A 21,550-nucleotide genomic window follows, 5' to 3' on the forward strand; every position below is an offset into this window, starting at 1 on the left:
AGAATTCCGCGTTGTTCTTGGTCTGGCGCAGCTTGTCGATGAGGAACTCGATGGCGTCCTGCGGACCCATGGGGTTCAGGATGCGACGCAGGACATAGGTCTTCTGCAGGATGTCCTTGGGCGTGATCAGCTCTTCCTTGCGGGTGCCGGACTTGATCACGTCGATGGCCGGATAGACGCGCTTGTCAGCCACTTTCCGGTCGAGCACGATTTCCGAGTTACCGGTGCCCTTGAACTCTTCGAAGATCACCTCGTCCATGCGCGAGCCGGTGTCGATCAGGGCGGTGGCGATGATGGTCAGCGAGCCGCCTTCCTCGATATTGCGCGCCGCGCCGAAGAAGCGCTTGGGGCGCTGCAGGGCGTTGGCGTCGACACCGCCGGTCAGCACCTTGCCCGAGGACGGGACCACGGTGTTGTAGGCGCGGCCCAGGCGGGTGACGGAGTCCAGCAGGATGACCACGTCGCGCTTGTGCTCGACCAGGCGCTTGGCCTTCTCGATGACCATCTCGGCCACCTGCACGTGGCGGGTCGCCGGTTCGTCGAAGGTGGAGGAGACCACTTCGCCGCGCACGGTGCGGCGCATGTCGGTGACTTCTTCCGGCCGCTCGTCGATGAGCAGCACGATCAGATAGATCTCCGGGTGATTGGTCTCGATCGACTTGGCGATGTTCTGCAGCATCACCGTCTTGCCGACCCGGGGCGGGGCGGTGATCAGGCAGCGCTGGCCCTTGCCGAGCGGGGCGACGATGTCGATGACCCGGCCGGAACGATCCTTGATGGTCGGATCGTCGAGCTCCATCTTCAGCCGCTCATCCGGATAGAGCGGGGTCAGGTTGTCGAACAGCACCTTGTGGCGGACGTTCTCGGGGTTCTCGAAATTGGTCAGGTCGACCTTCACGAGGGCGAAATAGCGCTCGCCCTCGCGGGGCGCGCGGATGCCGCCGTCCACCGTGTCGCCGGTGCGCAGGCCGAACTTCCGGATCTGCGAGGGGCTGACATAGATGTCGTCGGGACCGGGCAGGTAGTTGGCTTCCGGCGAGCGCAGGAAGCCGAAGCCGTCGGGCAGCACCTCAAGCGTGCCGGAGCCGGAGATCTCGATCCCCTCCTCGGCCAGGGTCTTGAGGATCGCGAACATCATGTCCTGCTTGCGCATGGAATTGGCGTTCTCGATCTCCAGGGTCTCGGCGAAGGAGAGCAGGTCGGCGGGCGACTTGTCCTTCAGCGCCTGGAGCGACATGCGGGTCAGGCCCATGGCGGCGATGGCGGCCTTGACCTCGGAGGACTGACCGTCCTCGTCGTCGCCGTCGGCCTCATTGGCCTGGGCTTCGGCGGCGGCCTCTTCGGCCAGGGCGTCAGCGTTCAGGTCGTCGCCGAGGGTGTGGGGGGTGTCTTCGGACATGGTCTTACTCGTCATAAGACGCTCGCGCCCCGGAGACCCGGGACGGAACGCCAAGCTTGAAACTCTTCGAACGGCCTTCGGATCATCTGATCGCGGAAACCGTCTTATGGATCTTTTGGGGCCGGGCCACGGCGGCGTCCCTTTGAGGGAGCGCGCGGCGCCGGAAGGAGGCGGGGCGTGGGCCACGGCGAAACGCCAGCGAACCACGTGGGATCAGCGGAACCACGTTGGCGGGCGTGGGTCAAGGGTGGTGGTGTCTAGCGCCGCAAAGCCCTCTCCCTCGGGAGAGGGTTGGGTGAGGGGACTTTCGGCCCAAGACGTCTCGCTCCGCGAGTCGCCCCTCACCTAGCCTCTCCCCGCAAGCGGGGCGAGGAACGGGCGGGGTCTAGTTCCCGAACTCGGTGGTCACGGCGATGACCATGATGGCGGCGGCGAGGAAGGGGAGTTCGTTGGTGGCGCGCCAGAACTTGCCGGTCCTGGGTCGCTCGCCCGCCGCCAGCTTCTTGCGGGCTCCGGCCAGGAACCCGTGCCAGCCGAGCAGGAAGACCACCCCGGCCAGCTTGGTCAGCATCCAGGGCTTGAGCAGGAAGCCGTAGCCGCCCCGGATCTGGGTCGCGTCTATGTATATGAGCGCCAGGCCGAAGATGAAGGCGATGATCATCGCCGGATTGATGATGATCCGCAGCAGCTTGGCTTCCCAGACCTGGAAGTGGGCGTCGAACTCGCTGCCGGGAGGGGCCGTCTCGGTGTGGTAGGCATAGAGCCGGGGCAGGTACATCATGCCCGACATCCAGGCGATCACCGCGATGATGTGCAGGCCGCGGACCAGATCATACCAGTTCATGCAAGCGTCCCTTCTAGACGTTTGGCGCATTGGCCATAGCCGGCCGGGCAGAGCCAGGCGCCCAGCGGCGCGGCGCCACCGGCCCGGGGCAGGGCGTGGTCGACAGCCTGTTTCAAGGCGCCGATGAAGGCCTCGTCAACGCCGACCGCCGGGGCGCGGAGATAGGGCGCACAACCGACCTGGTGGGCGATCTCGGCATATTCGTGGTCCAGCTCGACCAGGGTCTCCACATGCTCGGAGACGAAGGCGATCGGGGTGATCAACACGCCCTTGCCCTCCGCGCCCGCGCGCCGGATCTCGTCGTCGGTGGAAGGACCCAGCCATTTCATGGGACCAACCCGGCTCTGATAGCAGACCTTCCAGTCGGCGAGTTGCGGCAGGCGGGCGGCGACGGCCGCCGCCGTGGCCTCGATCTGGGCCTGGTAGGGATCGCCGCCGGCGATGACCTTTTCCGGCAGGCCGTGGGCGGAGAACAGCAGGCGCACATTGGCCGGCTCCCCGGCCTTGGCCCAGGTCGCCGCGATCTGGCCGACATGGGCGGCGATCAGCCCCTGCGCGGTAGGATAGCAGCAGACGGTGCGGGTGCGCCCGGGACCCTTGTAGTTCGCCGCCCAGTCCTTCAGCGACGAGGCCGAGGTGGTGGTCGAATATTGCGGATAGAGCGGCAGGAGCACAATCTCGTCCGGCGCGAAGGCTGTGACCTCGGCAGCGGTCTGGTCGGCGAAGGGTTTCCAATAGCGCATGGCGATGAACACCCGCGCCTCACGCCCCGGCTCGGCCAGGTTCAGGGCCCCCTCCAGCGCCTGGGCCTGGGCCCGGGTCTCCGGCAGCAGGGGCGAGCCGCCGCCCATGATCGCATAATTGGCCTGGGCCGGCTTTTCCCGCCGCGACGAGATCAGGGCCGCCAGTGGATAGCGCAGGATCGCCGGGACCGGGATGATCGCCGGATCCTTGAACAGATTGTAGAGGAAGGGCCGCACCGCCTCGGGGCCGTCCGGGCCGCCAAGGTTGAAGACCACGACCGCCAGCTTGCTCATGCGCCGACCACGCGGCGGATGGCGCGATCGAGGTTCTCGATCGGGGTCGCGGGCAGGACCCCATGGCCGAGGTTGAAGATGTAGGGCCCCTGGTTCCAGGCCTCGATCAGAGCGTCGATCCGGGCGTCCAGCGCCGCGCCGCCTGACAACAGCAACAGATTGTCGAGGGCGCCCTGGATGGTCTTGCCGCCGGCCTGGATCTGGCGACCCAGCGCCAGGGGGGCCTGGGTGTCGAGCCCCACGGCCTGGACCGGGACCTTGGCGGCATAGTTGGCGACCAGGGCGCCGGCCCCGCGCGGGAAGCCGATGAACGGGGTGTCGATTCCGGCGGCCCGGACCTTCTCAATGATCGCGGTGTGCGGCCGGATGACGATGCGCTCGAACATGTCCTCGGCCAGGCCTTCCGCCCAGCTCTCGAACAGCTTGAGCGCCTGGGCGCCGGCCTTGGCCTGCATGACCAGGTAGCGGGCGGTGGAGTCGACCAGCACATCCAGCAGGGCGTCGAGCTTGTCGGGGTTCTGATAGGCCCAGAGCCGCGCGTGCTCGCGGTTCGAACCCCGGCCCTCGATCATATAGGTGGCGACGGTCCAGGGCGCCCCGGCGAAACCGATCAGGGCCCGCTCCGGCTCCAGCTCCGCCCGGACGCGCGACAGGGTCTCGCCAATGCTGGCCAGGCGACCGGTGGAGGCCTCGACCTGGTCGGCCATGGCGGCGATGTCGGGCAGTTCGGCGAGCCTTGGCCCTTCGCCCGCCTCGAACCAGACCGTCTGGCCCAGGGCCTGGGGGATCAAGAGGATGTCGGCGAAGACGATGGCCGCATCCAGGGGGAAGCGGCGCATGGGCTGCAGGGTCACCTCCGCCGCCATCTCCGGATTGAAGCAGAGGGACAGGAAGTCTCCGGCCTTTTCCCGCAAGGCCTTGTACTCGGGCAGGGACCGGCCCGCCTGGCGCATGAACCAGACCGGAGGCCGGGCCAGGGTTTCGCCGGCCAGGGCGCGAAGCAGCTTCGGTTTCACCAGATCGCTCATGGCGTCCTTAAACCGCCTTAGCCCGTCGGGCTCAAGAGCGCCCCGCGCCCGCCAAGCCTTCTTCCCTATAAGACTGAATATGTTTTTCAGAGGGGGTAGGGGCAGGGGCTGGGAATCGTGGGGGCAAACCCCAGCTCGACAAGGGTTGCCCGGGTCCCGTCCCCAGGCTGTCCCAGTCCTGTCCGCCCTGGTGATCCACCGGCTGTGGAAAACGGGGACAGCCGCTAAACCGATCGTGGGCCTTAACCTTTCATTAACCCCAAGGGGCGCCGCCGCAGGGACGACATGGCCCAGCTCATTAACCCTCTATTAACCTCTTCACAGCCACGCCGGGTCCGTCGCGAACCGGGGACGCCGGGTGGGCTGGAGGCCGCTTTCATCCCCGTGATTGATCGTGCGGTCCCAGGGCCTCGGGTTCTCCCCAATCGCCACGGGCTTCGCTAAGAAGATGTCGACTGTTTCGTCCCCAGGAATATTCCTGAGCGACGACCGTTTCGCGAAAGGCGCGCGTCCGAGCCCCATGACCACCACCCCGCGCTTCGCCACCTATTTCCATGTGCACCTGGTCTCCGACTCCACCGGCGAGACCCTGAACGCCATGGCCCGCGCGGTCTGCGCCCGGTTCGAGAACGTATTGCCGATCGAGCACATCTACGCCCTGGTCCGCTCGCCCCGCCAGCTGGAGCGGGCCTTGACCGATATCGAGGCGGCGCCCGGGGTGGTGATCCACACCATCGTCGATGACGGCCTGCGCGCGGCGCTGGAGGACGGCTGCCGCAAGCTGGACATGAGCTGCATCGCCGCCCTGGACCCGCTGGTCTCGTCTCTCTCGCGCTATCTGGGCGCTTCGCTCACCCGCCGCGTGGGGGTGCAGCACGCGCTCGACAACGACTATTTCAACCGCATGGACGCCTTGAACTACGCCATCGGCCACGACGACGGCCAGGGCGGACAGGATCTCGACCAGGCCGATGTGGTGCTGGTGGGGGTGTCGCGGACCTCGAAGACGCCGACCAGCATCTATCTGGCCCACCGGGGCATCCGGGCGGCCAATGTGCCGCTGGTCCCGGGCCGGCCGATCCCAGAGAAGCTCTACACCCTGCGCAACGCCCTGATCGTCGGCCTGTCGATCTCGCCCGACCGGCTGATCCAGATCCGTCGCAACCGGCTGCTGAGCATGAAGGAGAACCGGGAGTCGACCTATATCGACATCGAGGCGGTGCGCGACGAGATTGTCCAGGCGCGCCGGCTCTATGAGCGGATGGGCTGGCCGGTGATCGACGTGACCCGCCGCAGCGTCGAGGAGACCGCCGCCTCGGTGCTGAACCTGCTGCATGGGGGTCATGGCTCGGTGGAGGTGATGGGGTGAGCGTGATCCTGGCCTCGAAGAGCACGGCGCGGACGGCGGTGCTGAAAGGCGCGGGGGTCGCCTTCGAGACGGCGGTGTCCGGCGTCGACGAGGACAGCGTCAAGACCGCCCTGTTGGCGCAGGGCCAGGACGCCCGGGCCATCGCCGAGGCCCTGGCCGAGCTGAAGGCCGTGAAAATCTCGCGAGGCCGTACCGGCCTCGTCATCGGGGCCGACCAGACCCTGGAGTTCGAAGGCGGACTCTATGACAAGGCCGAGACCCTGGATGAGGCCCGCGCGCGGCTGAGGATGCTGCGCGCCAAGCCGCACCGGCTGCACTCCGCCGTGGTGGTGGCCCGCGACGGGGCGCCGATCTGGCGCGAGCTGGTCTCGGCGACCCTGACCATGCGCGACTTCTCGGATCAGTTCCTGGAGGACTACCTGGCGCTCGAGGGCGAAGACGCCCTGGGCTCGGTCGGCTGCTATCGGCTGGAGGGACCCGGCGCCCAGCTGTTCTCGAAGATCGAGGGCGACTATTTCACCATCCTCGGCCTGCCGCTGATGGGTCTGCTGGAATTGCTCCGCAACCATGGCGAGGTGGCGCGATGAGCCTCTCCGGACGAACCCGCGTCGCCGGCGTGGTCGGCCAGCCGATCGCCCACTCCATGAGCCCGGTGCTGCACAACGCCTGGATCGCCCAGGCGGGGCTGGACGCGGTCTATGTCCCCTTCGCCATTGCGAACGGCCGCTTCGCGGCCTTTGTCGAGGGCCTGCGCGGCGGCTCGGTGGCGGGCGTGAACGTCACCCTGCCGTTCAAGGGCGAGGCCCTGGCGGCGGCGGACCAGGCCAGCGCCCGGGCGACGGCGGCCCAGGCGGCCAATGTGCTGGTGTTCCGCGCCGACGGGACCCTGTTCGCCGACAACACCGACGGGCTCGGCCTCCTGGCCGCCTTCGCCGAGCAGTCGCCCGGTTTTGATCCCCGAGCGGGCGCCGTGACCCTGCTGGGGGCAGGCGGCGGCGCGCGCGGCGCGGCTGCGGCCTTCGCCCAGGCCGGCTGCCCCGACATCCGCATCGTCAACCGCACCAAGGCCAAGGCCCAGGCGATCGCCGACAGCCTGGGCGGCGCGATCTCGGCCTACGGCCTCGATGAGGTCTCCGCGGCGTTCCGAGGAATCCAGGCCCTGGTCAACGCCACCTCGGCCGGTCTCGCCGACGGCGCGGCCCTGGACGTGCCGCTGGAGGCCACGCCCGACGCCTGTGTGGTGATGGACATGGTCTATAAGCCGCTGATCACCCCGTTCCTGGCCCAGGCCCGGGCGCTGGGCCGGCCGACGGTCGATGGCCTGGCCATGCTGATCGGCCAGGCGGTCCCTTCCTTCGAGGCTTTCTACGGGCAGCCACCGCCGGCGCAGGTCGATGTCCGCGCCTTGGCGATCACCACACTGGGACTTTAAGAAGATAGCCCTCTCCCCTTGCGGGAGAGGGGACGACCAAGGTGAGTGGGCGCGCTTGCGCGCGCACCCCTCATCCGACCTGGCTCCGCCAGGCCACCTTCTCCCGCAAGGGGAGAAGGTAAGAGGAGCGCGACGGGGATGGACCGAGACATGATGATCATTGGCCTGACCGGCTCCATCGGCATGGGCAAGTCGACCACCGCGGCGATGTTCCGCGACGCGGGGATCCCGGTCTATGACGCCGACGCCGCCGTGGCCGAGCTCTATGTGCAGGGCGGTGCGGCGGTAGAGCCCCTGGAAGCCGCCTTTCCCGGGGTGACCCGCGACGGCGCCGTCGACCGCGAGGCCCTGCGCCAGCGCGTGCTGGGCGACGACGCGGCCATGGCGACGCTGAATTCCATCGTCCATCCGTTGGTGGGTCGCGACCGGATCGGCTTCTTCGAGCGCGCCAAGGCGGCGGGCGCCGACATGGTGGTGCTGGACATCCCGCTGCTGTTCGAGACCGGCGGCCACGCCAATGTCGAGGCGGTGGTGGTGGCCTCGGCGCCGGCGCCCCTGCAGCGCGAGCGGGTGCTGGCCCGGGATGGCATGACCGAAGCCCGCCTCGACGACATTCTCAAGCGCCAGACCCCGGACGCCGAGAAGCGCGCCCGCGCCCAGTTCGTGGTCGACACCGGCCAGGGCCTCGACCACGCCCGCGCCCAGGTCGCCGAGATCATCGCCATCCTGCGCGACCCGGCCCGGCGGCCAGCGAAGGCGAAATAGAACCCTCTCCCGCCAGGCGGCAGAGGGAACACCTCAGCGCTTGCCTGTGCGTATCGTCGCGGGCAGCTTGAACCGGGCGGCCAATCGCGCCAAGAAATCTCCATGGCCCGCGAGATCGTCCTCGACACCGAGACCACCGGCTTCGAGCCGCAGCTGGGCCACCGCCTGGTCGAACTGGCGGCGCTGGAGATCGAGGAGTTCCTGCCCACCGGGCGGACCTTCCACGTCTATATCGACCCTGAGCGCGACATGCCCCCCGAGGCCGAGAAGGTCCACGGCCTGTCGGCGGCGTTCTTGAAGGGCAAGCCGAAGTTCGCGGAACCCCAGATCAGCCAGGCCTTCCTGGCCTTCGTCGGCGACGCGCCGATCATCGCCCACAACGCCAGCTTCGACCGCGCCTTCGTCAATCACGAGCTGGCCCAGGTCGGGCTCGACATCCTGCCGGAAGGCCGCTGGATCGACACCCTGGCCATGGCCAAGAAGCGGTTCCCGGGGATGCACAACTCCCTGGACGCGCTGTGCAAGCGCTACAAGATCTCGTTGTCGGAGCGGGAAAAGCACGGCGCCTTGATCGACGCCCGCCTGCTGGCTGCGGTCTATCTGGAGCTCAAGGGCGGCCGCGAGCGCGGGCTCGAGCTGGTCGCCGAACAGAGCAAGATCCAATATGTCGGCGCGCGCGGCGACAATGCCTATGCCGCCCGGCCGCGCCCCCTGGCCCGGCGCTCCACCGAAGAGGAACGCGCCCGCCATGCGAGCTTCATCCTCGAGGTGATGAAGAACGACACGCTCTGGAAGAAGCACGGGCTTTAGGCCTCAAACCCTCGCCCCGCTTGGGGAGAGGGTAGGGTGAGGGGCCCGAAGCGGAGCGAAGGGTCTTCGCGGCGCGCGCATTCGCGGCGTCGATACCGAAAGAGCCCTCACCCCAACCCTCTCCCGCTGCGCGGGCGAGGGAGAAGAAAGGCTTAAGCGTTGCCGACCACGACACCGCCGCCATCGGCCTGGGCCTTGCGGGCCGCATAGACGCCGGCGAAGTCGATCGGGTCGAGCAGGAAGGGCGGGAAGCCGCCGTCCGAGGTGACGTCGGCGATCACCCGGCGCGCAAAGGGGAACAGGAAGCGCGGGCACTCGATCAGCAGCACCGGCTCCAGGTCATCGGGGTTCACGCCCTCGATCTGGAAGACGCCGCCATAGAGCAGCTCGATGTGGAACACCGGGCCGTCCTCGCGGGTGGCGCGGGCCGAGAGCTTGAGGTCGACCTCGAAGAAGCCGTCATCACGCCCACGGGCGTTCATCTCGACGCCCATGTCGATTTGCGGCTGGGTGGCCCCGGCGCGCAACGCTTCCGGCGCCCGGGGGTTCTCAAAGGACAGGTCGCGGATGAACTGGGCCAGGACGCGGATGCCGGGTTCGGCCGGAGCCTGACCGTTACCCAAACCGTTCGCGGCCGCCGCCGGGTCGATATCGCTCATCTGAAAGGAAAATCCGTCTGACTTGAGCGTCTGTTCACGCCCTGTTTGTGGGCGGGGCTGCTATCATGGCGACCCCGTCTATGCAATCTCGCCTCATGTCCGTCCGGACCTTACGCGACAGCCCCGACGTTCTATATTAATCCCACGTCTCCCTGCGAGCCCCGATAGCCGATTGCAAGTCCTCCAACTGATCATCTTCGCCGGTCTGGCCGCTGTGGTGCTGTTCCAGCTCTATTCGGTGCTGGGTCGCCGTGTCGGCCGCCAGCCGGAGGACGCCGCCCCCGAGGCCGTGGCCGCCGCCGCCCGTCTCGCCGACCGGCCCCTGGAGGACCCCGCCCAGGGCGGCGTCACCCTGTCGGGCCTCGCGGCGGTCAAGGCCCGCGACCCGGGCTTCGACATCACCCATTTCCTGCAGGGCTCGCGCCAGGCCTATGAGACCATCGTGCGCAGCTTCGCCGCCGGCGACCGCGCCGTCCTGAAGCCGCTGCTGGCCGCGCCGGTGATGGAGGGCTTCGAGGCCGCCATCGCCCAGCGGGAGACCGAGGGCCGGACCGAGAGCGTCGAGTTCACCCACAGCCCCCGCGCCGACCTGGAAAAGGCCGACATGGTCGGGGACCTGGCCCGCCTGACCGTGCGTTTCCTGGCCGAGTTCCGCAGCCGCGGCAAAGGCCCGGAAGGCGAGAGCGTCGAGGATCGCCGCACGGCCGAGCTCTGGACCTTCGAGCGCAATCTGAAGAGCCGCGACCCCAACTGGATCCTGATCCGCGTCGACCCCGCCGAGGCGTGAGGCGGGTGGGAGCGATGCTGAATCCTTCTCCCCTTGCGGGAGAAGGTGGCCTGGCGGAGCCAGGTCGGATGAGGGGTTTCTCGGACCTTTCAGGCTGTGGTGTCGCCGGGCCGCCGGACAGGGGAGCAAGACCCCTCATCCGTCGGCTTCGCCGCCACCTTCTCCCGCAAGGGGAGAAGGGGAGGTCTCTGGCCGCCGCCCTGGGCCTCACCCTCTTCCTCGCCGCCTGCGCCACCGCTCCGCCGCATGTCACACCCGGACCGACACCCGGACCAACGCCCGCGCCGGCGCCGGTCGAGCAGGTCCAGCCGGAGAGCTTCGCCGACCTGCCGGGCTGGGACGCCGAGGACCACGCCGCCGCCTTCGCCGCCTATCGCGCGGTGTGCGGCGCCGCCCATGACCCTGCGGCCGCCACGGTCTGTCGCCGGGCGCGCTCCACCGACAACTTGGCCGAGCCCCAGGCGCGGGCCTTCTTCGAGGACAATTTCCGCCCCGAACGGATCGTCGGCGAAGGGGTGCTGACCGCCTATTTCGCGCCGGAATATCCAGCCCGCAAAGTTCCCGACGCGGATTTCTCCGCCCCCGTGCGGCCGCGACCCGCCGATCTGGTGCTGGGCGGACCCGCCGGCAAGGACCCGATGCGGCGCCTGGCTGACGGCAGCCTGGGCCCCTATCCGGACCGCGCCTGGATCGAGACCTCGGGACCGCCGGACGCCCTGGCCTGGATGCGGCCGGAGGACCTGTTCTTCCTGCAGATCCAGGGATCGGGCCTCTTGACCTATGAGGACGGCAGCCGGATCAAGGCCCTGTTCTCCGCCACCAATGGCCGGCCCTTCGTCGGCGTGGCCAATCTGATGCGCGACAAGGGGTTGCTCGCGGCGGACAAGATTTCCGGCGAATCGATCCGCGCCTGGCTCGCCGACCATCGCGGCGACGAGGCCCAGTCGGTGATGCGGCTCAATCCCCGCTACGCCTTCTTCCGTCTGGCCCCCGATGACGGCCAGCCGCCGATCGGGGCCGCAGGCCTGCCGCTGCCGGCCGGTCGCGCGGTGGCGATGGACGCCAGCCGCCACAACATGGGCGAGCTCTTCTATCTGGACGCCACCGCCCCGATCCTGACCGGCGCCTTTCCGACCTATCGCCGGCTGGTCACGGCCCTCGACGTCGGCGGGGCCATCAAGGGCGATATCCGCGCCGACCTCTATCTGGGCCAGGGCCCGGCCGCCGGGACCGAGGCCGGTCGCGTGCGCCATACGCTTCGCCTGCACCGGCTCGTGCCGCGGCCATGAAGCGGCCGATCCGGGCCGAGGAGCTGAGGCTGTGGTCGATGGTGGCCCAGACGGTCCATCCCCTGCCGGGCCGCGCCCTGCCCAGGACCGCGACCGATCCCCCGGCGCCGCCGATCGATCCCAACGCCCCGGCCGCCCGCATTCCGCCGCCGGACCGGCCCGCGCCCCGCAATGCGCGGACCCCCGTGCTTGACCCGATCGAACCGGGACGCAGGCACCGCATCGCCAAGGAGCGCGAGGAGATCGGGGCGCGCATCGACCTGCACGGCCTGACCCAGGACCGGGCGCGAGCGGCGCTGGAAGGCTTCATCCGCCGCAATTGGGACGAGGGCCACCGCGCCGTGCTGGTGATCACCGGCAAGGGCGTGCGCGGCGACGGGATCCTGCGCCGCGCCACGCCGGAATGGCTGGCCGCCCCGGCCTTGCGCGACATGGTCGCCGGGGTCTCGGAAGCCCACCGCCAGCACGGCGGCGCCGGCGCGCTCTATGTAGCCCTGAAGCGCCGACCGCGAGGATAGGCTCCTCCCCCAGCGGGGAGCAGCGAGGAGATGGGCGGATCAGGCCGGATCCGCGTCCGCCACCCCGCCCTTGCCCCAGCGATTGGCCCAGGCGGTGACGCCGACATGGGCGGTGACATTGCCGACGGTGCGCGAGAAGTCCGGCAGGGTCTCCACCGCCAGCAGCAGCGGCAGGAGGTCCATGGGCAGGCCCATGGCCATGGAGATCGGCACCAGGGTGGTGAAGAAGGTGACGGAGCTCGCCACCCCCACGGTCGCCAGGCTGACCAGGCTGGCCACCACCACCCCGATGGCCAGGCGGCCGGGGTCGAGATGGATGCCGTAGATGTGGGCGACATAGATGGCGACGGCCAGGTTGCCGGGGGGACTGGTCAGGCGGAACACCGCCACGGCCATGGGCATGACCACCCCGCGCACCCGCGGGCTGACCCCGATCTGCTGGGTCGCCTCCAGCATCACCGGCAGGCAGGCCAGGGACGACTGGGTCGAGACCGCCATGGCCTCGACCGGGATCAGGGCCGTGATCAGCCGGCCGATAGGCACGCGACCGCCGACCACCGCCATGACCAGGCCGAAGGCGCCGGCCATCAGGCACATCAGGCTGACGATGATCACATAGTGACCCAGGACCCCCACCGCGCCGAAGCCGGTCTGGGCCCCGACCACCAGGGCCAGGAAGAAGACCCCGATCGGGGCGATGGCCAGCACCCAGCCGACGATCACCATCATGGTCGCCTGGACGGCGTCGAACAGCTCGAACAGATGGGCGCGGCGGGTCTCGTTCAGCCGGCTGGCGGCGAGGCCGAAGGTCAGGGCGAAGACGCAGATCGAGGCGATGGCCCCGTCGGCGGCGGCCTTGATCGGATTGGAAGGCACGAAGGACTTCAGCCAGTCCCCGAGCGGCGGCACCGGGGGGATGCCGGCGGCGGCGCCCTGGGCGGCGCGACGCAGGCCCTCGGCGGCGGCGGCCGGGGCGGGCCAGGCGTTGAGCAGGGCCGGGGCGACGATGGCGGTGAGCGTCGTGGCGGTGAGCAGCACCACCGCGAAGGTGATCAGGGCCCGGGCCGCGAGCCCCCCGGTCTGGACCGTCCCCGCCGCCTGGGCCACGCCGACCACCAGCAGGGAGAAGACCAGGGGAATGATGGTCATCCTAAGCGCGTCGAGCCAGACCCCGCCGAGCGCGCCGGCATAGCCGACCAGCTGGGCCTGGAAGGCGGGATGGACGGCGCCCAGTGTGGCGCCCAGGGCGAGGCCGAGCAGCAGGCCGGCCAGGATGCGGATCGTGAGAGAATTCATGGGCCCTAGACTTAGGGCGAAGTTTCCTCCTGACCAGCCTAAGTTTTCGCCCGTGGGCTCCGCTCGGCCAATGGTGACTATTGCGGCAGGGCGAAGGCCACGATCTGGTCGCCGCGCTTGGTTTCCGACTTGGCGTGGCCGCCGGCGGCGATGACGACATATTGCCGGCCTTGCCAGACATAGGTCATGGGCGTGGCCTGGCCCCCGGCCGGCAGCCGGCCTTTCCACAGTTCGCGGCCGGTGCGGGCCTCGAAGGCGCGCAGATAGTCGTCCATGGCCGCGCCGATGAAGACCAGCCCGCCGGCGGTGACGATGGGGCCGCCGAAATTGGGCGTGCCCGAGCCGCGCAGCAACAGCTGGGAGCCGGGGGCGAGGTCGCGGGTGGTGCCCAGCGGGACCTTCCACAGGACCTTGCCCTCATGCAGGTCGACGGCCGACAGCTCGCCCCAGGGCGGCGGATTGCAGGGCAGGCCGAGCGGCGAGCGCAGCAGTTCGCGCTTCATGCCGAACGGGGCGCCGGCCGCCGGGCTGACTTCCAGGTCGGGATGGGCGGCGCGCTCGGCGGCGAAGTCCGCGCGGGGGATCAGGGTCACCTTGTGCATGGCGCTGGAGGTGTTGACGAACACCACGTCGAGGCCGGGATCGAAGGCGATCCCGCCCCAGTTCGAGCCGCCGCCGGTGAACGGATAGAGGATGGTCCCCTCGGGGCTGGGCGGGGTGTAGAGCCCCTCGTTGCGGGCGCCCTTGATCTGGTCGGCGCAGGCCTGGCGCTCCCAGGGCGTGATCCCGAAGGCGTCGGCGGCCTTGATACGGCTGGGGGCGAGCGGCGCGGGCGCTATGGGGAAGGGCTGGGTCGGCGACAGCTGTTCGCCGATCGCCCCGCCCTGGGGAACCGGGCGCTCGACCACCGGAATGATCGGCTGGCCGGTCTCGCGGTCGAGGGTGAAGATCAGCCCCTGCTTGGTGGTCTGGATCACCGCCGGCACGGTGCGCCCCTGATAGGTGACGGTGGCCAGGGTCGGCTGGGCCGGCACATCATAGTCCCAGACATCGTGGTGGGTGGTCTGGAACGCCCAGGCCAGCTGGCCGGTGGCGGCGTGCAGGGCGACCACGGAATTGGCGTGGCCGTCATTCCCCGGCCGCGCCGCGCCATAGAAATCGGGGCTGGGGCTGGAGGTCGGCAGGAAGACCAGGCCGCGCGCCTCGTCGATGGACATCGGCGCCCAGACATTGGCGGCGCCGGCATGCACCTTGGGGCCGGCTCCGGCCAGGGGATCGAAGCTCCAGCGCGGGGCGCCGGTGACCGCGTCGAAGGCGTGCACCGCGCCGGAGGTCTCCACCTCGCGCTGGTTGTCGTCGATGGAGGAGCCGGTGATCACCACGCCAGCGATCACCACCGGCGGGGAGGTGATCTGGGCGCTGCCGGGCCGCGACAGGCTGACCCCTGGCATGGCGTCCACCACCCCGGCCTGGCCGAAGCCGGCGCAGGGCCGGCCGGTGGCGGCGTCGAGCGCGAACAGCCGGCGGTCATTGGTGGCCATGAAGACCCGCTCGGCGCAGGGGGCGCCCGGGGCCCGGGCCGGATCGCGCCACCAGGTCAGGCCCCGGCAATTGTAGCTGTTGGGATAGTGCAGGCTGGGATCGATCTTCGGATCGAAGCCCCAGACCTTGCGGCCGGTGGCGGGGTCGAGGGCGAAGGCGGCGTTGAACGGCGAGCAGAGATAGAGCCGCCCGCCGGCCAGGATCGGGGTGACCTCGAAGGCCGCCCGCTTCAGGGCTGCGCCGCGCAGGGCGAGCTCGCCGGTCGAAAAGCTCCAGGCCGGCTTCAGGCGGCTGACATTGCCGACATTGATCTGGGCGGCCCCGGAATAGCGGGTCCCGCCGGCGTCGCCGCCATAGTGGGCCCAGCCGGGCGCCTCCGAATGGGCCGATGTCATGGGGGCGGCGGCGATCAGGGCCGCGGCGGCGAGGGGGATGAGGCGCTGGGTCATGCCGGCGACAAAGCCCCGGCCCGCGTCGAGGCGCAAAGCCTCTGGGACAAGCGGCGGCCCGGGCGGGACGAGCGGCGGGTCAGGCCGGGCGCGGCGCGCGCCGGCGGATCAGCTCGGCGCAGACCGCCAGATAGAGCGCCATCAAGGTCTCGGTGGCCACGCCCAGGGCGTCGCCCGGATCGGCCGAGGTCCCGGGCAGCATGGGGGCGCCGAACAGGGCGATCATCAGGTTGTTGGCCAGATGGGCGCCGATGGCGAATTCCAGGCCGCCAAGCCGCAGGGCCGTCCAGGCGAAGGCCGCGCCGATGATGGTGCGGGCGGCGAGCGCATAGGGGCTGAACTCCGCATGGACCAGGGCGAACAGCAGGCCGGAGATCCACAGGGCCGCATAGGGACGCCGGGTCAGGGCGGCCACCTGTTGCAGCACATAGCCGCGGAACACCGCCTCCTCGGCCCAGGCGGCGAGCAGGAAGCCCAGGGCGTTGGCGGCGAGATAGATCAGGCGCCGGCCCAGGGGCTCGGCGGCGGCGAGGATGGGGGCGTCGGCGGTGAGCGATCCGCCCTTGAACACCCCCACCGCCTGGGAGACCAGGGCGACGCCGATGAAGGCCAGGCCGAAGCCCAGGGCCAGCTGGCGCCAGCGGAACCGAGGGGCGGCGGTGATCCAGCTGCGGATCGGCCGGCCGAACACGCCCCGCGCCGCGATCAGCACGCCAAGCGCGGCGGCCCCCAGGGCCAGGCTGAGCTCCAGCACATAGCCGGAGGCGCGGATCAGCTGGGGCTCATGGAAGACTGGATTGATCAGGTCGATCCCGGCGGCGCTGAGCGCCTCCATCGCCGCGAAGGTCATGGCCAGGCCCAGGATGAAGGCAAGCGCCAGCCCGCCCCCGGCCATGGCCGCCACGCGGGGCCAGGATCGGTCGCGGGGGCCAAGGGCGGCCAGGAACGGGGTAGGGCCCAGATCGGGAAGCGGGATCATCACCAGGAGGTTAGCCTGCGCCGGTCCGCCCCGCTATGCTTGGCCATGCGCCGCGCCCCAGCCCGCCCCGTTTCGCTCATCCTCGCCGCCGGTCTGCTCTGGACCGGGGCGCCCGCCCATGCCCAGGACACGCCGGAACGGTCTCCCGACCGAGGCGTCATGCAGCAGAAGGACAGCTTCCGCGACGCGGCGCTCGCCCCGCTGGAGGACTTGAACCTCAAGCAGAAGGGCATTCCCGATGTCCTGGTCCGCGCCGCCGCCGCGCCCTATGACCTCGAGGGTCTGAAGCGCTGCGAGGGGCTGGCCGAGGAGATCGGCCGGCTGGACGGGGCGCTGGGCCCGGACCTCGACGAGGCGCCGCCGCCCGACCATCGCACCAGGCTGCAGAAGGCCGGCGGGGCGATCAAGGACGCCGGGGTGGCCGAGGTCCGCGACCAGACCCGCAGCGTGCTGCCGTTCAGAGGCTGGATCCGCAAGCTGACCGGCGCCGCGCGCCACGACAAGAAGGTGGCGGCCGCCACCCGGGCCGGTGAGGTCCGGCGGGGCTATCTCAAGGGCGTGGGCATGCGCATGAACTGCGCCCCGCCCGCCGCCCCCTCCTGGTTCGTCCCGGAGCCGCCCAGGTCGCCGGTCGCCCAGGCCCAGGGGATGTTCGGCCAGCTCTGGCTGAGGATTCTCGCTTGGTTCCACAGCTGGTGGCCGTTCTGACCTGATCCCTGCGACAGTCCGCCACAACTCGATGGTGTATTTGAGATCAGAACGACCGGGTCTTTGGCGGACCGAGCCATGTCCACCGTCATTCCCCCAATTTGGGGGAGGCGCCCCGACCCGCCAAAGGTCTAACCCTTCTGACCCGGGAGACCTAGACCGCCTGGATCTGGGGTCTGCTTGTGCAAGCGTAGCAATGAACCCTTGTGTTATGCGTCTTTACGCTGGAAAATCCGAAGTCATGCTGTTCATGCCTGCGGTATTTCAATAGACGGGCCATCGGACGACCGACACCCGTCTTGATCTGGATCAATATGGTAGGCGTGCTGGGCATCGAGTACTCGAATTGGGGGTACCGGCAACCAGGGGATTAGGGCCGCGTTAACCTTCAAATCCTATTCCGATGGCTTCTTCGAAAGGTCAGTATTGGCCTTTGACCGAACTCGGGGGCCCCCCATGGACGCGGACCAGACGCTTTCCCAACGGCTTGATTTCATTGGCCTCGGCCGCGCCGAGCAGGACCGGCTGCGAAAGCTCAAGCCCCTGGTCAACGCCGCGGTCGGGCCGGCGCTGGATGTCTTCTATGGCAAGGTGCGGACGGCGCCGGAAATGCGGGCGATGTTCCGCGACGAGAGCCACATCTCCCACGCCAAGCAGAAGCAGGCCGATCACTGGCAGACCATCACCGCCGGCGAATATGGTCCGGCCTATGTGAAGGGCGTCCGGGCCATCGGCTCGACCCACGCCCGGCTGGGCCTGGAGCCGCGCTGGTACATCGGCGGCTATGCCCGGGTGACGGAGCAGTTCATCCACGCGGTGGTCGAGGATCGCTGGCCCAAGCGCCTGATGGGCGGGCGCACGGGCGCCAAGGCTGCGGCCGAGGACCTCAGCGTGCTGGTCAAGGCCGCCATGCTCGACATGGACCTGGCCATATCGATCTATCTCGACGTGCTGGAGGAAAAGCGCCAGGCGGCGGAGGCCGAGCGCCAGATCGCCCAGGACAACCAGAACCACGCCATGGACGCCCTGGCCAAGTCCCTGGACCGGCTGGCCAATGGCGACCTGACCGTCAGCTTCGACGCGGCCGTGGCGCCGGAGTTCGACAAGCTGAAGACCGACTTCAACCGCACGGTGGCGCGGCTGGCCGAGGCCATGACCGGGGTGGCCGAGGCGGCGTCCGGCATCCAGGTCGGCGCCGACGAGATCTCCCAGGCCTCCGACGACCTGTCCCACCGCACCGAGCACCAGGCCGCCAGCCTGGAAGAGACCACCGCGGCGCTCACCGAACTGACCGGCAGCGTCAAGCGCATGGCCGGTGACGCCAAGCAGGCCTCGACCGTCGCCTCCAAGACCCGCCTCGAGGCCGATCAGTCCCAGAGCGTGGTCCGCGACACGGTGGTGGCCATGGACGCCATCGAGGAGAACTCCAAGCAGATCGGCTCGATCATCGGGGTGATCGACGAGATCGCCTTCCAGACCAACCTGCTGGCCCTGAACGCCGGGGTCGAGGCGGCCCGGGCGGGCGAAGCCGGCAAGGGCTTCGCGGTCGTCGCCTCCGAGGTGCGGGCGCTGGCCCAGCGCTCGGCCGATGCGGCCAAGGACATCAAGTCGCTGATCAGCGCGGCGAGCAACCAGGTTACGACCGGGGTGCAGCTGGTCGGCCAGACCGGCGAGGCCCTGCAGCGGATCACCACCAGCGTGGTGGAGATGGACCAGCTGATCGCCGACATCGCCCGCACCGCCGGCGAACAGTCGGGCGGCCTGGCCGAGGTCAATGTGGCGATCAGCCAGATGGACCAGGTGACCCAGCAGAACGCGGCCATGGTCGAGCAGGCCACCGCCGCCACCCATTCCCTGAAGGGCGAGACCCAGCGCCTCGCCGAACTGGTGGCCAGCTTCAAGCTGGCGGCCCGGGCCTGGACGCCACCGGAACGCAACACGGGTCGCGCCCCGGCCCGCGTCGCCGCGCGCGGCGGCGGCGGTCGCGCCGCAGCTGCGGCCCCGAGCTCGGACTGGCAGGATTTCTAGGCCGGCCACGGCGGCGGCGGAAGCGGCGTCGCGAATTCCCCACCTTGGGGGCCCCGCCGTGATAGGGTGACGCCTGACCTTTCGGTGGGGACGTCCCGCGAGGTGCACGACCGTAGGCCGTTCCTGGCGCGCGGCGGCGGGAGCCTCGACCATGGACGCCATAGCCGATCACCCCGACGCGGCGCTCAGTCTCGCCCGCGCCCTGATCGACACGGCCCTCCTGCCGCTGCTGCTGTTCGACGGCGACCTCAAGGTCGTCCGCGCCTCGCCGGCCTTCTGCCAGACCTTCGACCTGGCTTCGACGGCGGTGGTGGGCCGCGACCTGGCGGGTCTGGGCGCGGGCGAGTGGAACCTTCCTGCGGTGCGCCAGCTGCTGGTCGATGCGAGTGTCAGCGGCGTCGAAATCGCCGGCTGCGAGACCGATCTGGTCCGCATGGGCCGGCCCCCGCGCCGGCTGGTGCTCAACGCCTGCAATGTCATCCCGGCCGCCGGCCCCCTGGGCCGCATCCTTTTGACCGTGCACGACGTCACCGAGGCGCGGCGGATCGAGAGCCTCAACATCGCCCTCTTGCTGGAGAAGGACGAGCTGCTGCGCGAGCGCGACATCCTGCTCCTGGAAATGCAGCACCGGATCGCCAACAGCCTGCAGATCATCGCCAGCGTGCTGATGCTCAAGGCCCGAGCGGTGAGTTCCGAGGAAAGCCGCCAGCACCTGCGCGACGCCCATGACCGGGTGCTCTCGGTCGCCGCCGTGCAACAGCACCTGCAGTCGCGGCTGGGGGTGGTGGAGGTGGGCGCCTATCTGGTCAAGCTCTGCGAAAGCCTGGGCGCCTCGATGATCACCCAGGGCCGCGACCTGGCCCTGGTGGTCGAGGCCGATCCCGCCACGGTCAGTTCGCATGAGGCGGTCAGCCTGGGGCTGATCGTCACCGAGCTGGTGATCAACGCCCTGAAGCACGCCTTTCCCGAGGGCGGCGCCGGTCGCATCGTGGTCGGCTACGCCCTGGGGGCGGACGGCGTCCCGGATCAGGGTTGGACCCTGTCGGTCACCGACGACGGCGTGGGCCGGCCCCCGGCGGGCGCCCCGACCCGCATCGGCCTGGGCACCAGCGTGATCGAGGCCCTGGCCCAGCAGCTCGACGCCGTGGTGATCCACACCGACGCCGGCCCGGGCGCGCGCGTGGCCGTGACCTGCGCCGGGACGCCCGCGGTCTAAGCTTCGGCGTCGGACGCCAGCAGCCAGCCGAACACCGCCACCCCAGCGCCCAGCCCGACCAGCTGCCCCAGGATGAAGCCCGGGGCCGAGGCCGGGGCTATGCCCGCGAAACTGTCGGTCAGGGCCCGCGCCAGGGTCACCGCCGGATTGGCGAACGAGGTCGAGGCGGTGAACCAATAGGCCGAGGTGATGTAGAGCCCCACCGCCACGGCCGTGAAATCGGGCCGGAAGCGATTGACGCCCAATATCGTCCCGATCAGGCCGAAGGTCGCCACCGCCTCGGCGAACATCTGCGAAGGCCCCGCCCGCAGCTTGGTCGAGACCTGGAGGATCGGCTCGGCGAACATGGCGTGGGCGATCCAGACCCCCAGCACCGCGCCCGCGACCTGGGCGGCGATATAGGCGAGCGCAGTCCCGGGCGTGATCTCGCGCCGCGCCAGCAGGGCCAGGGTCACGGCCGGGTTGAACTGGGCGCCGGAGATCGGGCCGAACAGGGTGATCAGCACCACCAGGGCCGCGCCGGTCGACAGCGTATTGCCCAAGAGGGCCAGGGCGTCGTTCCCGCCCGACAGCCTCTGGCCCATGATCCCGGAGCCGACCACCACCGCCAGCAGCAGGGCGGTTCCCAGGCCCTCGCTGGCGAGGCGGCGTCCGAAGCTGAACCCGGTCACGAGGCCGAGGCGCCGGCCAGGCTCTCGGCCCCAAGGCCGATCTCGTCCATCCGCCGCTTGAGGGCCAGCTGGTCGAGGCTGGCGATCGGCAGGGCCGCGAAGGCCGAGATGCGCTGGCGCAGCATGCGATAGGTCTCGGCGAAGGCCAGGGCGACCTGCGCCTCCGATCCCGTGGCCTCGGCCGGGTCGGGCAGGCCCCAATGGGCGGTCATCGGCTGGCCGGGCCAGATGGGACAGACTTCGCCGGCGGCGTTGTCGCAGACGGTGATCACGAAGTGCAGGTCCGGCGCGCCGGGGGCGGCGAATTCATCCCAGGGCTTGGACCGCAGGCCGGCGGTGGGCAGGCCGAGCTTGGTCAGCAGGGCCAGGGCGTGGGGATTGACCTCGCCGCGCGGCATGGAGCCGGCGGAATAGCCCACGAACTTGCCGGCCCCCAGCTCATTGAGGATCGCCTCGGCCAGGATCGAGCGGGCCGAATTGCCGGTGCAGAGGAACAGGACATTGAAGGCGCTCATGGCGGCGGGTCCTAGCAGCAGGCGGGCGCGCAGGCGGCGGCGCTCATCGCCAGCAGGGGTCCGCAGACCTCCGGCCGGCCCTGACAGCAGTCTTGCATCAGGAAGCCGATGAGCCCGCCGATCTGGTCGTAGTCGGCGGAATAGATCACCGAGCGGCTCTCCCGCCGCGACCGGATCAGGCCGGCGCGGGTGAGGATGGCCAGCTGGGT

22 protein-coding genes are annotated in these 21,550 nt (G+C 69.8%); 11 read left to right on the forward strand and 11 right to left on the reverse strand.

The features are described from left to right. From rho to hemE, 4 genes are all read right to left on the reverse strand, one after another. A partial coding sequence (gene rho, locus Q7P21_RS09560; RefSeq protein WP_304176891.1) for a transcription termination factor Rho occupies positions 1-1,399 on the reverse strand: 1,399 nt, incomplete at its 3' end. 385 nt (positions 1,400-1,784) lie between these two features. Next, a complete protein-coding gene (locus Q7P21_RS09565; RefSeq protein WP_304167687.1) occupies positions 1,785-2,243 on the reverse strand; it encodes a CopD family protein in 459 nt (152 codons plus the stop codon). Then, positions 2,240-3,280 (reverse strand): ferrochelatase, encoded by a 1,041-nt coding sequence (hemH, locus tag Q7P21_RS09570; protein WP_304176894.1) that lies wholly within the window; start codon positions 3,278-3,280, stop codon positions 2,240-2,242. The genes Q7P21_RS09565 and hemH overlap by 4 nt, the downstream gene beginning before the upstream one ends. After that, positions 3,277-4,308 carry a uroporphyrinogen decarboxylase gene (gene hemE, locus Q7P21_RS09575; RefSeq protein WP_304167681.1) on the reverse strand — a complete coding sequence of 344 codons (1,032 nt, stop codon included), beginning with the start codon at positions 4,306-4,308 and terminating at the stop codon, positions 3,277-3,279. The genes hemH and hemE overlap by 4 nt, the downstream gene beginning before the upstream one ends. Positions 4,309-4,828: 520 nt before the next feature. On the opposite strand from hemE, the gene Q7P21_RS09580 reads away from it, so the two are divergent. The 5 genes from Q7P21_RS09580 (at position 4,829) to dnaQ (ending at position 8,684) form a co-directional block, all read left to right on the forward strand. Further along, complete coding sequence (locus tag Q7P21_RS09580) at positions 4,829-5,677, forward strand: pyruvate, water dikinase regulatory protein (RefSeq protein WP_304167679.1); 849 nt, start codon at positions 4,829-4,831, stop codon at positions 5,675-5,677. Beyond that, entirely contained in the window at positions 5,674-6,264 is a 591-nt protein-coding gene (locus tag Q7P21_RS09585) for a nucleoside triphosphate pyrophosphatase (RefSeq protein ID WP_304167676.1), read from the forward strand. The genes Q7P21_RS09580 and Q7P21_RS09585 overlap by 4 nt, the downstream gene beginning before the upstream one ends. Next, positions 6,261-7,109 carry a shikimate dehydrogenase gene (aroE, locus tag Q7P21_RS09590; protein WP_304176897.1) on the forward strand — a complete coding sequence of 283 codons (849 nt, stop codon included), beginning with the start codon at positions 6,261-6,263 and terminating at the stop codon, positions 7,107-7,109. The genes Q7P21_RS09585 and aroE overlap by 4 nt, the downstream gene beginning before the upstream one ends. A 150-nt stretch (positions 7,110-7,259) precedes the next feature. Further along, a complete protein-coding gene (gene coaE, locus Q7P21_RS09595) occupies positions 7,260-7,874 on the forward strand; it encodes a dephospho-CoA kinase (RefSeq protein WP_304167692.1) in 615 nt (204 codons plus the stop codon). A gap of 102 nt (positions 7,875-7,976) precedes the next feature. Then, positions 7,977-8,684 carry a DNA polymerase III subunit epsilon gene (gene dnaQ, locus Q7P21_RS09600; protein WP_304167670.1) on the forward strand — a complete coding sequence of 236 codons (708 nt, stop codon included), beginning with the start codon at positions 7,977-7,979 and terminating at the stop codon, positions 8,682-8,684. Positions 8,685-8,836: 152 nt separating this feature from the next. On the opposite strand, the gene secB is transcribed toward dnaQ, so the two are convergent. Beyond that, positions 8,837-9,343, reverse strand: a complete 507-nt coding sequence (gene secB / locus Q7P21_RS09605) for a protein-export chaperone SecB (protein ID WP_304167667.1) — start codon at positions 9,341-9,343, stop codon at positions 8,837-8,839. 172 nt (positions 9,344-9,515) lie between these two features. Between secB and timA the strand changes: the two genes are divergently transcribed. From timA to Q7P21_RS09620, 3 genes are all read left to right on the forward strand, one after another. Next, positions 9,516-10,130 (forward strand): TIM44-related membrane protein TimA, encoded by a 615-nt coding sequence (timA, locus tag Q7P21_RS09610; RefSeq protein WP_304176899.1) that lies wholly within the window; start codon positions 9,516-9,518, stop codon positions 10,128-10,130. A 68-nt stretch (positions 10,131-10,198) separates the two neighbouring features. Continuing rightward, positions 10,199-11,419 carry an MltA domain-containing protein gene (locus Q7P21_RS09615; RefSeq protein ID WP_304176902.1) on the forward strand — a complete coding sequence of 407 codons (1,221 nt, stop codon included), beginning with the start codon at positions 10,199-10,201 and terminating at the stop codon, positions 11,417-11,419. After that, positions 11,416-11,937: a Smr/MutS family protein gene (locus Q7P21_RS09620; protein ID WP_304167658.1), complete on the forward strand. Its 522-nt coding sequence runs from the start codon at positions 11,416-11,418 to the stop codon at positions 11,935-11,937. Before Q7P21_RS09615 ends, Q7P21_RS09620 begins: the two co-directional genes overlap by 4 nt. A 39-nt stretch (positions 11,938-11,976) precedes the next feature. Here Q7P21_RS09620 and Q7P21_RS09625 read toward each other — a convergent pair whose 3' ends face one another. The 3 genes from Q7P21_RS09625 to Q7P21_RS09635 all read right to left on the reverse strand — a co-directional run bounded on the left by Q7P21_RS09625 (position 11,977) and on the right by Q7P21_RS09635 (position 16,203). Further along, entirely contained in the window at positions 11,977-13,233 is a 1,257-nt protein-coding gene (locus Q7P21_RS09625; RefSeq protein ID WP_304176905.1) for a dicarboxylate/amino acid:cation symporter, read from the reverse strand. 77 nt (positions 13,234-13,310) lie between these two features. Next, the gene (locus tag Q7P21_RS09630; protein WP_304167652.1) at positions 13,311-15,224 is read right to left on the reverse strand and encodes a pyrroloquinoline quinone-dependent dehydrogenase; all 1,914 of its coding nucleotides are present in this window, start codon (positions 15,222-15,224) and stop codon (positions 13,311-13,313) included. Between the two features lie 79 nt (positions 15,225-15,303). Next, a complete protein-coding gene (locus tag Q7P21_RS09635) occupies positions 15,304-16,203 on the reverse strand; it encodes a CPBP family intramembrane glutamic endopeptidase (protein WP_304176907.1) in 900 nt (299 codons plus the stop codon). Positions 16,204-16,248: 45 nt separating this feature from the next. Here Q7P21_RS09635 and Q7P21_RS09640 point away from each other — a divergent pair, with 45 nt between their 5' ends. The 3 genes from Q7P21_RS09640 to Q7P21_RS09650 all read left to right on the forward strand — a co-directional run bounded on the left by Q7P21_RS09640 (position 16,249) and on the right by Q7P21_RS09650 (position 20,155). Next, on the forward strand, positions 16,249-16,911 hold the full coding sequence (locus Q7P21_RS09640; protein WP_304167647.1) for a hypothetical protein: 663 nt from the start codon (positions 16,249-16,251) through the stop codon (positions 16,909-16,911). A gap of 456 nt (positions 16,912-17,367) precedes the next feature. Then, complete coding sequence (locus Q7P21_RS09645; RefSeq protein ID WP_304167644.1) at positions 17,368-18,939, forward strand: methyl-accepting chemotaxis protein; 1,572 nt, start codon at positions 17,368-17,370, stop codon at positions 18,937-18,939. Between the two features lie 151 nt (positions 18,940-19,090). Beyond that, positions 19,091-20,155 (forward strand): sensor histidine kinase, encoded by a 1,065-nt coding sequence (locus Q7P21_RS09650; RefSeq protein WP_304167641.1) that lies wholly within the window; start codon positions 19,091-19,093, stop codon positions 20,153-20,155. Here the strand turns inward: Q7P21_RS09650 and Q7P21_RS09655 are convergent. From Q7P21_RS09655 to Q7P21_RS09665, 3 genes are all read right to left on the reverse strand, one after another. After that, entirely contained in the window at positions 20,152-20,826 is a 675-nt protein-coding gene (locus tag Q7P21_RS09655; RefSeq protein WP_304176910.1) for an MIP/aquaporin family protein, read from the reverse strand. The two genes, Q7P21_RS09650 and Q7P21_RS09655, sit on opposite strands and share 4 nt — an antisense overlap. Next, a complete protein-coding gene (locus Q7P21_RS09660) occupies positions 20,823-21,341 on the reverse strand; it encodes an arsenate reductase ArsC (RefSeq protein ID WP_304176914.1) in 519 nt (172 codons plus the stop codon). Before Q7P21_RS09660 ends, Q7P21_RS09655 begins: the two co-directional genes overlap by 4 nt. An 11-nt stretch (positions 21,342-21,352) precedes the next feature. Next, on the reverse strand, positions 21,353-21,550 hold a 198-nt coding region (locus Q7P21_RS09665; RefSeq protein WP_369695339.1), incomplete at its 5' end, for an ArsR/SmtB family transcription factor.

This window comes from Phenylobacterium aquaticum (assembly GCF_947378715.1).
In the GTDB taxonomy this organism is placed as follows: Bacteria; Pseudomonadota; Alphaproteobacteria; order Caulobacterales; family Caulobacteraceae; genus Phenylobacterium; species Phenylobacterium aquaticum_A.

Excerpts from the sequence above, each read along its gene's own strand:
- Q7P21_RS09565 (WP_304167687.1), bottom strand. The coding sequence starts at position 2,243 with ATGAACTGGTATGATCTGGTCCGCGGCCTGCACATCATCGCGGTGATC.
- hemH (WP_304176894.1), bottom strand. The coding sequence starts at position 3,280 with ATGAGCAAGCTGGCGGTCGTGGTCTTCAACCTTGGCGGCCCGGACGGC.
- hemE (WP_304167681.1), bottom strand. The coding sequence starts at position 4,308 with ATGAGCGATCTGGTGAAACCGAAGCTGCTTCGCGCCCTGGCCGGCGAA.
- Q7P21_RS09580 (WP_304167679.1), top strand. The coding sequence starts at position 4,829 with ATGACCACCACCCCGCGCTTCGCCACCTATTTCCATGTGCACCTGGTC.
- aroE (WP_304176897.1), top strand. The coding sequence starts at position 6,261 with ATGAGCCTCTCCGGACGAACCCGCGTCGCCGGCGTGGTCGGCCAGCCG.
- coaE (WP_304167692.1), top strand. The coding sequence starts at position 7,260 with ATGATGATCATTGGCCTGACCGGCTCCATCGGCATGGGCAAGTCGACC.
- dnaQ (WP_304167670.1), top strand. The coding sequence starts at position 7,977 with ATGGCCCGCGAGATCGTCCTCGACACCGAGACCACCGGCTTCGAGCCG.
- secB (WP_304167667.1), bottom strand. The coding sequence starts at position 9,343 with ATGAGCGATATCGACCCGGCGGCGGCCGCGAACGGTTTGGGTAACGGT.
- Q7P21_RS09615 (WP_304176902.1), top strand. The coding sequence starts at position 10,199 with ATGAGGGGTTTCTCGGACCTTTCAGGCTGTGGTGTCGCCGGGCCGCCG.
- Q7P21_RS09620 (WP_304167658.1), top strand. The coding sequence starts at position 11,416 with ATGAAGCGGCCGATCCGGGCCGAGGAGCTGAGGCTGTGGTCGATGGTG.
- Q7P21_RS09625 (WP_304176905.1), bottom strand. The coding sequence starts at position 13,233 with ATGAATTCTCTCACGATCCGCATCCTGGCCGGCCTGCTGCTCGGCCTC.
- Q7P21_RS09630 (WP_304167652.1), bottom strand. The coding sequence starts at position 15,224 with ATGACCCAGCGCCTCATCCCCCTCGCCGCCGCGGCCCTGATCGCCGCC.
- Q7P21_RS09635 (WP_304176907.1), bottom strand. The coding sequence starts at position 16,203 with ATGATCCCGCTTCCCGATCTGGGCCCTACCCCGTTCCTGGCCGCCCTT.
- Q7P21_RS09640 (WP_304167647.1), top strand. The coding sequence starts at position 16,249 with ATGCGCCGCGCCCCAGCCCGCCCCGTTTCGCTCATCCTCGCCGCCGGT.
- Q7P21_RS09645 (WP_304167644.1), top strand. The coding sequence starts at position 17,368 with ATGGACGCGGACCAGACGCTTTCCCAACGGCTTGATTTCATTGGCCTC.
- Q7P21_RS09650 (WP_304167641.1), top strand. The coding sequence starts at position 19,091 with ATGGACGCCATAGCCGATCACCCCGACGCGGCGCTCAGTCTCGCCCGC.
- Q7P21_RS09660 (WP_304176914.1), bottom strand. The coding sequence starts at position 21,341 with ATGAGCGCCTTCAATGTCCTGTTCCTCTGCACCGGCAATTCGGCCCGC.